General features: G+C 68.7%; 11 protein-coding genes. 10 read left to right on the forward strand and 1 reads right to left on the reverse strand.

Features of this window, described 5'->3' with window-relative positions:
* From ACFO27_RS11495 to ACFO27_RS11540, 10 genes are all read left to right on the forward strand, one after another.
* On the forward strand, nucleotides 1–1,308 hold a 1,308-nt coding region (locus ACFO27_RS11495; protein WP_376817442.1), incomplete at its 5' end, for an ABC transporter permease.
* Between the two features lies 1 nt (nucleotide 1,309).
* Nucleotides 1,310–2,440, forward strand: a complete 1,131-nt coding sequence (locus tag ACFO27_RS11500; protein ID WP_376817443.1) for an ABC transporter permease — start codon at nucleotides 1,310–1,312, stop codon at nucleotides 2,438–2,440.
* Between the two features lie 26 nt (nucleotides 2,441–2,466).
* Entirely contained in the window at nucleotides 2,467–3,213 is a 747-nt protein-coding gene (gene phbB, locus ACFO27_RS11505; protein WP_376817444.1) for an acetoacetyl-CoA reductase, read from the forward strand.
* Between the two features lie 7 nt (nucleotides 3,214–3,220).
* Complete coding sequence (locus ACFO27_RS11510) at nucleotides 3,221–4,630, forward strand: bifunctional enoyl-CoA hydratase/phosphate acetyltransferase (protein ID WP_376817445.1); 1,410 nt, start codon at nucleotides 3,221–3,223, stop codon at nucleotides 4,628–4,630.
* Nucleotides 4,627–5,835, forward strand: a complete 1,209-nt coding sequence (locus tag ACFO27_RS11515) for an acetate/propionate family kinase (RefSeq protein ID WP_376817446.1) — start codon at nucleotides 4,627–4,629, stop codon at nucleotides 5,833–5,835. The genes ACFO27_RS11510 and ACFO27_RS11515 overlap by 4 nt, the downstream gene beginning before the upstream one ends.
* Before the next feature lie 124 nt (nucleotides 5,836–5,959).
* A complete protein-coding gene (locus ACFO27_RS11520) occupies nucleotides 5,960–6,256 on the forward strand; it encodes an antibiotic biosynthesis monooxygenase family protein (RefSeq protein ID WP_376817447.1) in 297 nt (98 codons plus the stop codon).
* Between the two features lie 377 nt (nucleotides 6,257–6,633).
* Complete coding sequence (locus ACFO27_RS11525; protein ID WP_376817448.1) at nucleotides 6,634–7,245, forward strand: TetR/AcrR family transcriptional regulator; 612 nt, start codon at nucleotides 6,634–6,636, stop codon at nucleotides 7,243–7,245.
* Nucleotides 7,242–8,396: an efflux RND transporter periplasmic adaptor subunit gene (locus tag ACFO27_RS11530; protein ID WP_376817449.1), complete on the forward strand. Its 1,155-nt coding sequence runs from the start codon at nucleotides 7,242–7,244 to the stop codon at nucleotides 8,394–8,396. Before ACFO27_RS11525 ends, ACFO27_RS11530 begins: the two co-directional genes overlap by 4 nt.
* Entirely contained in the window at nucleotides 8,393–9,595 is a 1,203-nt protein-coding gene (locus ACFO27_RS11535; RefSeq protein WP_376817450.1) for an ABC transporter permease, read from the forward strand. Before ACFO27_RS11530 ends, ACFO27_RS11535 begins: the two co-directional genes overlap by 4 nt.
* Nucleotides 9,596–9,600: 5 nt before the next feature.
* Nucleotides 9,601–10,311 (forward strand): ABC transporter ATP-binding protein, encoded by a 711-nt coding sequence (locus tag ACFO27_RS11540; protein ID WP_376817451.1) that lies wholly within the window; start codon nucleotides 9,601–9,603, stop codon nucleotides 10,309–10,311.
* A 71-nt stretch (nucleotides 10,312–10,382) separates the two neighbouring features.
* On the opposite strand, the gene ACFO27_RS11545 is transcribed toward ACFO27_RS11540, so the two are convergent.
* On the reverse strand, nucleotides 10,383–12,839 hold the full coding sequence (locus ACFO27_RS11545) for a putative bifunctional diguanylate cyclase/phosphodiesterase (RefSeq protein ID WP_376817452.1): 2,457 nt from the start codon (nucleotides 12,837–12,839) through the stop codon (nucleotides 10,383–10,385).
* Nucleotides 12,840–12,929 lie beyond the last annotated feature (90 nt).

Genomic DNA, 12,929 nt, shown 5'->3' on the forward strand with positions numbered 1-12,929 from the left:
CCGCCGCCCGCGGGCGCCGTGTCCGGAGCGCCCGGAGCCGGCACACGGGCCGCTCCCATGGCCTCGGCCGACGGCGCGCCCTCCGCGGCCGACGGCGCCCCGCCCGCCGCCCCGCCCGCATCCGGCGGCCAGGAACCGGCCGCGCCGGCGCCGCGCCCCGCGTCCCGCGCGCCCCGCATCCCGGCCTTCAGCCTGGCCCGGCTGCTGAGCACCACGCGCCGCGAATCCATGGAACTGCGCCGCGATCCGGTGCGCGGCACGCTGGCCCTGCTGGGCTCGCTGGTGCTGATGTTCGTCATCGGCTTCGGCATCAGCATGGACGTGGAAAACCTGCGCTTCGCCGTCCTGGACCGGGACAACACCACGATCAGCCGCGACTATGCGCTGAACCTCTCCGGCTCGCGCTATTTCGTCGAACATCCCCCGATCCTCGACGAAGCCGACATGGACCGCCGCATGCGCAGCGGCGAACTGTCGCTGGCCATCGAGATCCCGCCCGGCTTCGGCGCCGACCTGCTGCACGGGCGCACCGCCGACATCGGCGCCTGGATCGACGGCGCGATGCCGCAGCGCGCCGAAACCATCAAGGGCTACGTCCAGGGCATGCACCAGCTCTGGCTGATGCAGCAGGCCCGCGAACGCCTGGGCATGTCGGTCGCCCAGCCGGTCGGCCTGGAAACCCGCTTCCGCTACAACCCGGACGTGCGCAGCCTGCCGGCCATGGTGCCGGTGGTGATCCCGCTGATGCTGATCATGCTGCCCGCCATGCTCACGGCCTTGGCCGTGGTGCGGGAAAAAGAGATCGGCTCGATCATCAACCTGTACGTCACGCCGGTGTCCCGCGCCGAATTCCTGCTGGGCAAGCAGATCCCCTACATCGGGCTGGCCCTGGTGAACTTCGTCGCCATGTGCCTGCTGGCGGTGACGGTGTTCGGGGTCCCGATCAAGGGCAGCCTGCCCACGCTGGCGCTGTCGGCCGTGGTCTTCTGCGTCGCCTCGACCGGCCTGGGCCTGCTGGCGTCGGCCATGACGCGCAGCCAGATCGCCGCCATGTTCTTCACCATGATCGCGACCCTGATCCCGGCAGTCCAGTTTTCCGGGCTGCTCGATCCGGTCAGCTCCCTGGAGGGACTGGGCCGGCTGGTCGGCCAGACCTACCCGGCCGCCTACATGTTCACCATCAGCCGCGGCGTCTTCAACAAGGCGCTGGGATTCCAGGACCTGTGGCCGTCCATCTGGCCCCTGGCGCTGTCGATCCCGGTCATCCTGGGCGGCGCGATCGCGCTCCTTCGCAAGCAGGACCGTTGACATGAAGAACCGATCCCTGGGAACGATCTGGCGGCTGGGCGTCAAGGAGCTCTGGAGCCTGTGGCGCGATCCCGTCATGCTGGTGCTGATCGCCTTTTCCTTCACGGTCTCGGTCTACACCGCCGCCACGGCCGTCCCCGAGACCCTGCACCACGTCCCGATCGCCATCGTGGACGAGGACCACTCCCCCCTGTCGCAGCAGATCACCAGCGCCTTCTATCCGCCCCAGTTCATGCCGCCCGCCATGATCAACCACGAGCAGGTCGATCCGGGCATGGACATCGGCCGGTACTCCTTCGTGCTGAACATTCCGCCCGATTTCCAGCGCGACGTGCTGGCCGGGCGCGGCGCGGAAATCCAGATCAACGTCGACGCCACCCGCATGAGCCAGGCCTTCACCGGCAACGGCAACATCCAGCAGATCATCCAGGGCGAGATCACGGACTTCATGCGCGGCCGCGGCCAGGCCGTCAGCCCGCCCGTGGACCTGGTGCTGCGGGCGCGCTTCAACCCCGGCCTGGAAAAGTCCTGGTTCGGCGGCCTGATGGAAATCATCAACCAGATCACCATGCTGTCGCTGATCCTCACCGGCGCCGCCCTGATCCGCGAGCGCGAGCACGGCACCATCGAACACCTGCTGGTGATGCCGGTCACGCCGACCCAGATCATGCTGTCCAAGGTCTGGTCCATGAGCCTGGTCGTGCTGGTCGCCGCCGCCCTGTCGCTCAACGGCATCGTGCGGGGACTGCTGCACGTGCCGATCGACGGCTCCCTGCCGCTCTTCTTCGCCGGCGCGACCCTGCACCTGTTCGCCATGACCGCCATGGGCATCTACCTGGCCACCCTGGCGCGCAACATGCCGCAGTTCGGCATGCTGATGATCCTGATCCTGCTGCCGATGCAGATGCTCTCGGGCGGGACGACGCCGCGCGAAAGCATGCCCCTGCTGGCCCGCGACCTGATGCTGGCCGCGCCCACCACCCATTTCGTCGAACTGGGGCAGGCCATCCTGTACCGGGGCGCGGGCCTGGACGTGGTCTGGCCCTCGTTCCTGGCCCTGCTGGTCATCGGTTCCCTCATGTTCCACCTGTCGCTGCGCCGCTTCCGATCCGCGATCGGCAGCATGGCCTGAGCGTCCACACCTCACAGGAGTCCCTCATGTCCACATCCCATACCGCACTCGTCACCGGCGGCACCGGCGGACTTGGCCAGGCCATCGCCCGCGCCCTGCACGACCAGGGCCACACCGTCCTGGTCGCCCACTCCCCCGGCAACGACCACGTCCCCGCCTGGCTGCGGACCCAGGCCGACGACGGCTACACCTTCCACGCCTACGGCGCCGACGTGGCCGACGAAGCCTCGTGCCTGGCCATGGCCGAACGCATCCGGGCCGACGGCCACCGGGTGGACATCCTGGTGAACAATGCCGGCATCACCCGCGACGGGACGTTCCGCAAAATGCAGAAATCCGCCTGGGACAGCGTGCTGCGCACCAACCTGGACTCCATGTTCAACGTCACCCATCCCTTCGTCGACGGCATGGTCGAGGCCGGCTGGGGCCGCATCGTCAACATCTCCTCGATCAACGGCAGCAAGGGCCAGTTCGGCCAGACCAACTACGCCGCCGCCAAGGCCGGCATCCACGGCTTCACCAAGTCCCTGTCGCTGGAACTCGCCCGCAAGGGCGTCACCGTCAACACGGTGTCGCCCGGCTATATGGACACGGCCATGGTCGCCGCCGTCCCCCGCGACGTGCTGGAAAGCCAGATCATTGCCCAGATCCCCGTCGGCCGCCTGGGCCGCCCCGAGGAGATCGGCGCCCTGGTCGCCTTCGTGTGCAGCGACCTGGCGGCGTTCATGACGGGCAGCAACCTGGCCATGAACGGCGGCCAGCACATGTATTGAGGCCTCCATGACCGATTCCCCGCTGAACACCCTGCGCAACCGGACCTTCGCGGAACTCGCCGTGGGGGACCGCGCCCGCATCGAGCGGGTGCTGACCACCCGCGACATCCAGCTGTTCGCCGCCGTCTCGGGCGACGTCAACCCGCAGCACCTGGATCCCGACTTCGCCGCGCACGGCCCTTTCCAGGGCGTGATCGCCCACGGCATGTGGGGGGCCTCGCTGATCTCGGCCGTGCTGGGCACCCAATTGCCCGGCCCCGGCACCCTTTACCTGAGCCAGAGCCTGTCGTTCCTGGCGCCGGTGCGCGTCGGCGACCGCGTCGCCGTCGAAGTCCGGGTCACGGAACTGGAGCCCGAACGCCGCCGCGTGCGCCTGGCCTGCGCCTGCACCCTGCCCGACGGGACGGTCGCCATCGAGGGCGAGGCCTGCGTCCAGGCGCCCGACCAGTCCATCGAATGCGCCCGCGGCGCGCTGCCCGAGATCCGCATCCAGGACGCCGCGCAGGACGGGCTGCGCACCCTGCTGGGACACGCGCGCGGACGCGATCCGATCCGGGTGGCGGTGGCGCACCCCTGCGACGAGATCAGCCTGCGGGCGGCCCTGGATGCCCGCCGCGAGGGCCTGATCGACCCGATCCTGGTGGCGCCGCGCACGCGCCTGGAGCAGGCCGCCCAGGCGCTGGGCGCGTCGCTCGACGGCCTGGACGTCCGCGACGTGCCGCACAGCCACGCGGCGGCCGACCTGGCCGTGGCCCTGGCCCGGACGGGCGAGGTCGAAGCCCTGATGAAAGGCAGCCTGCACACCGACGAGCTGATGGGCGCGGTGGTGCGCGCCGACGGCCTGCGCACCAAGCGGCGCGTCAGCCACTGCTACCTGATGCAGACGCCCCAGTACCCGCGCCCCTTCATCATCACCGACGCCGCGATCAACATCGCCCCGACCCTCGAACAGAAGGCCGACATCATCCGCAACGCCATCGACCTGGCCCACGCCATCGGCGTCGAGCGGCCGCGCGTGGCCATCCTGGCCGCCGTGGAAACGGTCAGCGCGTCGATGCCGGCCACCCTGGACGCGGCCGCGCTGTGCAAGATGGCCGACCGCGGCCAGATCGGCGGGGGCCAGCTCGACGGCCCGCTGGCCTTCGACAACGCCGTCTCCCAAGCCGCGGCCCACATCAAGGGCATCCGTTCGGACGTGGCGGGACGCGCGGACATCCTGGTGGCGCCCGACCTGGAAAGCGGCAACATGCTGGCCAAGCAACTGATGTACCTGGGCGACGCGGCCAGCGCCGGCATCGTCCTGGGCGCGCGCGTGCCCATCATCCTGACCAGCCGGGCCGACACCTACGAATCCCGCATCGCCTCATGCGCCCTGGCCCTGCTGCTGGCGCACCATTACCGGAGCACTCCCCTATGACCACCATCGGCCAGACTTCCACGTCCGGGCAAGCCCTGATCCTGGTGCTGAACTGCGGCTCGTCGAGCATCAAGTTCGCACTCTTCGACACCTCGGCCAGCCCGCTGCCGCGCCGCCCGGCCTGGAACGGCAAGGTCCAGGGCATCGGCGGCGAACGGCCGGACTTCGGCGAGACCGGCGTCGCGCCGTTCGCCATCCGGCTCGACCCGCAGGACCCCTACGGCGGCGCCCTGGACCTGATCCTGCGGCGCGTGCACGCCCGGCTGGGCGACGGACGCCTGGTCGCCGTCGTCCACCGCGTCGTCCACGGCGGCAGCAAGTATTTCGCACCGGTGCGCATCGACGCCGGCGTCCTGGAGGACCTGCGCGGCTACATCCCCCTGGCGCCGCTGCACCAGCCCTTCGCCCTGGAGGCCATCGACATCCTGCTGCGCGAACGGCCCGGCCTGCCCCAGATCGCCTGCTTCGACACCGCCTTTCACCATACCGTCCCGCAGGTCGAGCAGATGCTGCCGCTGCCCTACGACGCCTGGGAACGCGGCCTGCGCCGCTATGGCTTCCACGGCCTGTCCTACGAATACCTGTCCATCGCCCTGCCCGAGCGCCACGGCGACCGGTCGCGCGGCCGCGTGATCGCCGCCCACCTGGGCAGCGGCGCCAGCCTGTGCGCGATGCGCGACCTGCGCAGCCAGGCCACCACCATGGGGTTTTCCGCGCTGGACGGCCTGATGATGGGAACGAGGACGGGATCGCTGGACCCCGGCGCCGTGCTCTACCTGATGGAGATCGAGCGGCTCAGCCTGGAGGAAGTCGGCCGCATCCTGTATCACGAGTCCGGCCTGAAGGGCGTCTCGGGCATCTCGCCCGATCCGCGCGACCTGCTGGCCGTCGAGGCCCGCGAGCCCCGCGCCCGCCTCGCGCTGGACCTGTACGTGCAGCGCGTCGTGCGCGAGATCGGGGCGCTGGCCGCCGTGCTCGGGGGGCTGGACATGCTGGTGTTCACCGCCGGGGTCGGCGAACACAATGCCGCGCTGCGCGAGCGGATCTGCCAACGTCTGGACTGGCTGGGCGTGGCGCTGGATCCGGACGCCAACGCGGCCCAGGCCACGACGCTGTCGACGCCGGACAGCGCCGTGCTGGTCGCGATGGAACCCACCAACGAGGAATGGATCGCCGCCCGGCACGCCCTGGGCCTGCTGGGCTGAAACGGAGACGGCCTGGTTTGATAGTAATCAATTACTTTCTTTCCCGGGGGCGCGATACTGAACCCATCAGGAAGCCGCCGGCGCAAGGCCGACGGCTTCCATCACCGCTCACCGGAGGCGCCCCATGTTCGTCAATCTGATCCATTTCCCCCCCATCAAGCCCGGCAAGGAAGCCGCGTTCCTGGACTGGTTCGACGAATCGACCCGCCGTTTCTCCGTGTTTCCCGGCTTCATTCGGCGCGTTTTGCTGCAATCCCCCAAGACGGGCGCCTACCTCGGTCTGGTGGAGCACGACAGCAAGGAAACCTTCATGGCCATGCACCACAGCCCCGCGCAGGCCGAACTGCGGGCTCTGTCCCGGGATATTTTCGAAGGCGACCCCGACCCGACCTTCTACGAAACGGTTCGCGGAGCGAAGTAGCGCGGCCGCCAGGCGGATGGCCGGCTGCACGGAAATGGAAGCGGCCAGCCGCCTCAGCCTGGCGACCGACACACCGAACTGATCGGCGACCCGAAGCGGGGGTTTTCCCGCAATGACAAATCCGTTCCGAACGACCCGCGGCGGCGGGCGGACCGGCCCGTGCCCGACGAAGTCGCGCAGCGCATCCAGGCCGCGCCGGTCCCGCAACTGAAGACATGGGCGCTGAATTTCGTGAACGCCGCGACGCTGGACGAGGTGTTCCGGAGCTGATCCCGGATCGCGGCGTGCTCGGCATCCGCATGCCCGCCGAACAAACCGCCCGTTCCGCGCTTCCCATGATAAGATAGTAATCAATTACTTTCTTAATGAGGAACGGGATGTCGAAACCCACTCCGAAACATCTGCCGGCGGACGAACGGCGGGCGGCCACGGTGCAGGCGGTCATCGAACTGGCCGCCGACCGCAATCCGGCCGACATCACGACGGCCGCCATCGCCCAGCACATGCGGCTCACCCAGGGCGCCCTGTTCCGGCATTTCCCCAACAAGGAAGCCATCTGGGACGCGGTGATGGCCCATACCAGCGAGACACTGCTGGCGCGCATCGACGCGGCCGCCGCCGGGGCCGACGGCCCGCTGGCGGCGCTGGAGGCCATGTTCCAGGCCCACGTGGACTTCATCGCCGGCCACCCGGGGGTGCCGCGCATCCTGTTCGCCGAACTGCAGCTCGATCGCGCGACGCCCGCCAAGACCCGCGTGCTGGCCCTGCTGGAACACTACCGCGAACGGCTGCTGGAACAGGCCCGCCTGGGCATCGGCCGGGGGGAACTGCGGGACACGCTGGACCTGGACGCCCTGCCGGTGCTGTTCGTGGGCATGATCCAGGGCCTGGTGATCCAGTCCATGCTGGCCGGCGACATCCGGCGCATGAAGCGCCAGGCGGCCGCCCTGTTCACCCTGTTCCGCCAGGGAATCGGAACCCGCCCATGAAGGCCCCGCCCTTCGACGGGAAACGCGCCCTGCTGGCCGCGCTGGTCCTGGTCCTGCTGGGACTGTTCCTGTACGTCGCCCTGAGGTCCGGGCCGCTGGCCCGCATCCCGGTCACCACGGCCCGGGTCCAGGAAGCCTCCATTCATCCGGTGCGCTTCGGCATCGGCACGGTCGAGGCCCGCCAGATCCACCGGATCGGCCCGACCCTGACGGGCCGGCTGCTGCAGCTGGACGCGGAAGTGGGCGATTCCGTGCGGGCCGGCCAAGTGCTGGGCGAAATGGATCCCGTGGATCTCGACGACCGCATCCAGGCCCAGGAGGCGGCGCTGTCCCGCGCGCGCGTCCTGGCGCAGGAATCCCGCATCCGCCAGGACCGTGCCGAGGTCCAGCTGCGCCGCTACGAAACGCTGCTGAAGGCATCGGCCATCAGCGAGGAAACCACCAGCGACAAGCGCCACGAACTGAAGCTGGCTCGATCCGCCCTGCAGGCCGCCACGCGGGACATCGAACGGCTGCGGGCCGAACTGGCCGCGCTGCGGGCCCAGCGGCGCAACCTGGCGCTGGTCTCGCCCATCGACGGCTTCGTCCTCACGCGCGACGCGGACCCGGGCACGACCCTGATGGCCGGGCAGGCCGTCGTCCAGGTGATCGCGCCCGGCACGCTCTGGATCGACGCGCGCTTCGATCAGGCCGGCTCCGCCGGCTTGTCGGAAGGCCTGGCGGTCCGGATCGTGCTGCGGTCCCGCGGGCTGGAGCCGGTCGAGGGCCGGGTCGCCCGCGTCGAACCGGTCGCCGACGCCATTACCGAGGAACTGCTGGCCAAGATCGCCTTCGACACCCCGCCCGCGCCGCCGCCCGCCCTGGGCGAACTGGCCGAAACCACGGTGGAACTGCCGGCCACCCCGCCGGGCCCCGTGATTCCGAACGCGGCCATCCACCAACAGGACGGACGGCCCGGGGTCTGGCGCATCGAGGACGGCCGGCCGGTCTTCGCTCCCATCCGCGTCGGGGCCGCCGACGTCCGGGGCATGGTCCAGGTGCTGGACGGACTGCGCGCCGGCGACCTCGTCGTCGTCCACAGCGCCAGCCCGCTGACGGTCCGCAGCCGGATCCGCGCCACCGGTCCGGCACCGCAAGGGCCCGCCGCATGATCAGCCTGGCCGGCCGCGACATCCTGCATGCCTGGGGGAAATTCCTGTTCACCGGCATCGGCCTGGGACTGCTGATCGGCGTCACGCTGATCATGGCGGGCGTCTACCGGGGCCTGGTGGCCGATGCGCGGGCCTTGCTGGACAACAGCGGCGCCGATCTGTGGGTCGTGCAGAAAGACACCCAGGGGCCCTACGCCGAGAACTCCAGCCTGCCCGACGACGCCTACCGCGGCATCCTGGGGCTGGAAGGCGTGGACCAGGCGGCCAACGTCACCTACCTGACCATGCAGGCGCACCATCTCGGCCGCGACGTGCGCATCATGGTGGTGGGCGTGGCCCCGGGCACGCCGGGCGCGACCCCGGGCTGGCCGCGCAGCCTGGTGGCCGGCCGCCAGATCGTCCTGGGCCACTATGAAGCCGTGGCGGACGTGGCGGCCGGCTTCGCCCTGGGCGACCGGATCACCATCCGCCGCCACGAATACGCCATCGTCGGCCAGACCCGGCGCACGGTGTCCTCCAGCGGCGACCCGATGGTCTTCATCCCCCTGAAGGACGCGCAGCAGGCGCAATTCCAGAAGGACAACGACGCCATCCGGCAGAGCCGCCGGCGCGCCGCCGCCAATCCCGGGCTGAACCGGCCCGGCAACGACTCGGCCCTTCGGGCCGTGCTCGACAGCCAGGCGGCCAACCCCTTCGTCAACGCCGTCCTGGTGACGCTGGCCCCCGGCGCGGACGCCGCCGAGGTCGCCGGCCGCATCCGGCGCTGGACGCGCCTGTCCGTCTACACGCGGGCGCAGATGGAAACCATCCTGGTGGACAAGCTGGTGGCTTCTTCGGCGCGGCAGATCGGCATGTTCCTGGTCATTCTGGCCCTGGTCAGCGCAGCCATCGTGGCCTTCATCATCTACACCCTGACCATGGACAAGATCCGCGAGATCGCCGTGCTCAAGCTGATCGGCACGCGCAACCGCACCATCGCCGGCATGATCCTGCAGCAGGCCCTGGCCCTGGGACTGATCGGCTTCATGGTGGGCAAGATCGCGGCGACGTTCTCCGCCCCCATCTTTCCCAAATACGTGCTGCTGACGCCGGCCGATTCCATCGCGGGCCTGGCCGCCATCCTGCTGATCTGCGCCCTGGCCAGCCTGGTGGCCATCCGCATCGCCCTGCGGGTCGATCCCGCCAACGCCATCGGATGAACGTCATGACCGGTTCCGGCATCCTGATCGAGGGCCTGAGCAAGCGCTACGGCCAGGGCGACACGGCCGTCCTGGCCCTGCGCGACGTCAACATGACGGTCGCCCCCGGCGAGGTCGTCGGCCTGATCGGCCCGTCGGGCTCGGGCAAGAGCACGCTGCTGAAATGCCTGGGGGCCGTGATCGATCCGACCGGCGGGCGCATGACGCTGGGCGGCGAGGTCATCTACGACAATGGCTGGCGGGTGAGGGACCTGCGCGCGCTGCGCCGCGACCGGATCGGCTTCATCTTCCAGGCGCCCTACCTGATCCCGTTCCTGGACGTCACCGACAACGTGGCCCTGCTGCCGATGCTGGCGGGCGCGGGCAAGCGCGAAGCCCGCGCCCGCGCGCTGGAAGTGCTGGCCTCGCTGGAAGTCGAACACCGCGCGCAGGCCATGCCTCCGCAACTGTCCGGCGGAGAACAGCAGCGGGTCGCGATCGCGCGCGGGCTGATCAACCGCCCGCCGGTCATCCTGGCCGACGAGCCGACGGCGCCGCTGGACAGCGAACGCGCCCTGTCGGTCGTGCGCATCCTGCACCACATGGCGCGGCAGTACCGGACGGCCATCATCGTGGTGACGCACGACGAAAAGATCATCCCGACCTTCAAGCGGATCTACCGCATCCGCGACGGGGCCACCCACGAGGAAACGGGCGAAGGCCGGCCATTCGAATGATCGCGGCCGGGCCGCGCGGCCATTGTCCTGCCTCAACACCGGCGCGCCCCGGATCGCCTATGATCCCGGCATCAGTCCTTATCGAGCGCGCCGCCATGTTCTTTCACAGCAACCTGCTCCTGGTCCTCTTCATCCTGGGGATCATCGCGATGTTCATCGGCTTCGGGTTCCGCGACCGGAACCCGGGCATCATCCTGCTGGGCACCGGCTTCCTGGTCGCCCTGTTCGTCATCATCCGCAAGGCGATCGACGTCTTCGGGTAGGGCATCCCCGGGAAGCGCGCCGGCATCCCTCGCGCAAGGGGCGCCGCAATACCCGCACGCGTCCACGCCATGCCGCTCGATCAGCTCCAGGTAGCTCTCCTGAAGCACCGGCCTGGAAAAGAAATATCCCTGCGCGATCCGGCAGCCGCTGTCCCGCATCAGGGCGATGTCCTCGGCCGTTTCGACGCCCTCGACCACGACGCGCAAATCCAATTGTTTGGCGATCGCCACGATGCCGGAAAAGATCACGTTGCGCCGGCTTTCGTCGGCGGAATGTTCCAGGAAGGTCTTGTCGATCTTGAGCACGTCGATCGGGATGTTCTTGAGCATCTTCAGGGATGAATAGCCCGTTCCGAAATCGTCCATGGAAATCAGGAAGCCATGATCGTGGAGCCGCCGCGTGATGGCGACCATCTGCTCGAAATTGTCGAAGAAGATGTTTTCGGTCAGCTCGATCTCGATCAGGCCCGCCGGTATGCCGAGGGCCTGCGCGCGGCGCCCGAGCTCATCGGCCAGGTCCCGGTCCAGCAGGTGCAGCCTGGAAAAATTGACCGACACGGGGACGCAAGGCAGGTTCCGGTCCAGGCAATCCCTCAGGAATCGCAGGACCTGCTCGTAGATGACGAAATCCAGTTCCAGCACCATCCCGGTCTGCTCGCACACGGGGATGAATTCCGCCGGGGACATGAAACGGCCCTCTCCGGTCCGCCAGCGCGCCAGCGCCTCGCAGCCGATCACCCGGTTGGTCCGGATATCGATCTTCGGCTGATAGAACGGGACGAACTCGTGCCGGTCGAGCCCCTGCCGGATCTTCTGTTTCAGGGTTTCATGATGAATCGACTCGGTTTCCAGGGCCCGGGTGTAATACGAGACCGACTCATGGACCAGGCCCTTGATCCGCTTGGCGGCGATGTTCGCCTTGTCGATCATGAGGGCCGGGTCCTCGCCCGGCGACTCGATCGTGTAGACCCCGGCTGAAAAATAGACGGTGATGTCGCGATAGGGCATGGGGCTGAACAGCCGGGCCAGGCGTTCCGGCCGGGCATCCGCCAGCAGCAGCACGAAGTTGTCGCCGGCGATCCGCGCCACCCGCTCATCCGCGCCCATCCGCCGCGCGAAGCGATGATGAATCCGACTCAGGAGCTGGTTGCCGGCCTCGAAGCCGAAGAATTTGTTGATGTACTTGAAATTATCGACATCGGCCTTGACGATCACGTGGGAAGACGAGGCCCGCCCCGCCAGCAACCGGCGGGCGTCGTCCAGGAATCTCGCATAGGTGTGCCCCTGGGTGACGGGGTCGACGAAGGCCAGGGTCCGCAGGCGGCGCTGCTGGCGGTCCTGGTACCACGTGAAATAGGCCAGCGCCAGCGCGAAGACCGCCGTGACCAGGAGCAAAATGGCATAGAACAGATTGACGACCGATCGGCCGTTCGGGAAAACGGCCTCGGCCGGCACCGAAGCGACCAGGAACCAATCCTCGGTGTGGCCGACCGGCGTGTAGGCGGCGTATATCCGCCGTCCGCCCTGCTCCGTCACGATGAAACCGCTGCGATGCCTCTGGAAATCCTGTGCCAGCCGCCTCGCGGCCCGCTGGTCGCCGGATTCGAGCAGATCCCGGAAATAATTCCCCGACGGCGAATGCCCGCCGGCCACCAGGCCGCCGTCCCGGTCCACGATGAGCGCGCTCCCCTTCCCGGAAAACAAGGGCGCCGCCAGGATCTCTTGAATCTCTCCGGACGAAAGGACGGCCTGGCACGTGCCGATCACGCGGCTGCCGATCTGTGCCGGCACGGATACGACGAAACTGTCGTCCCCCGGGCGGTTCTCGGCCGGCTGGCTGGAAATGTTTTTCAGGCCCCGGATGGACTCGCGGAAATAAGCGCGGCCGGCCACGTCCAGCACGCTGCCATCCGCGAACGTCACGATTCCCCGGTCGTCGGCGATGAAGCGGCGCGCATCATTGTGTTCCGCGCCCAGGCGGGCGATGTCGGCCCTAACCGCGTCGGGCTTCAGCGAAGGAACCCGCTGCCGGACGTCCGAGGCCCATCGGCTCGCGGCCAGCCCCAGGTCCTGGAAATCGGCCTGCAGCCGGGCCGAAACGATGTTCTTGTGTTGCGTGGCGATTTCAGCCAGGCTGATCCCGAGGTCGGAGGTCAGCAGCCCCTGCACGCGCTGCATCAGCAGAAACACCATCGCCAGGCCCAGCCCCCCCAGGAAGACGATGACCGGGATGGTCCATTTCCAGCGCTTCAGGCGGCGCGTCATGATCGACGCCCGTCCGCCGGATATTCCGCGCGGCCAACCCCGGAGCCCCGCATTTCATCAAAACCCTGTATATATTTCCAGGGGGGGGGG

Source organism: Castellaniella denitrificans (assembly GCF_042653765.1).
GTDB lineage: Bacteria > Pseudomonadota > Gammaproteobacteria > Burkholderiales > Burkholderiaceae_B > Castellaniella > Castellaniella denitrificans.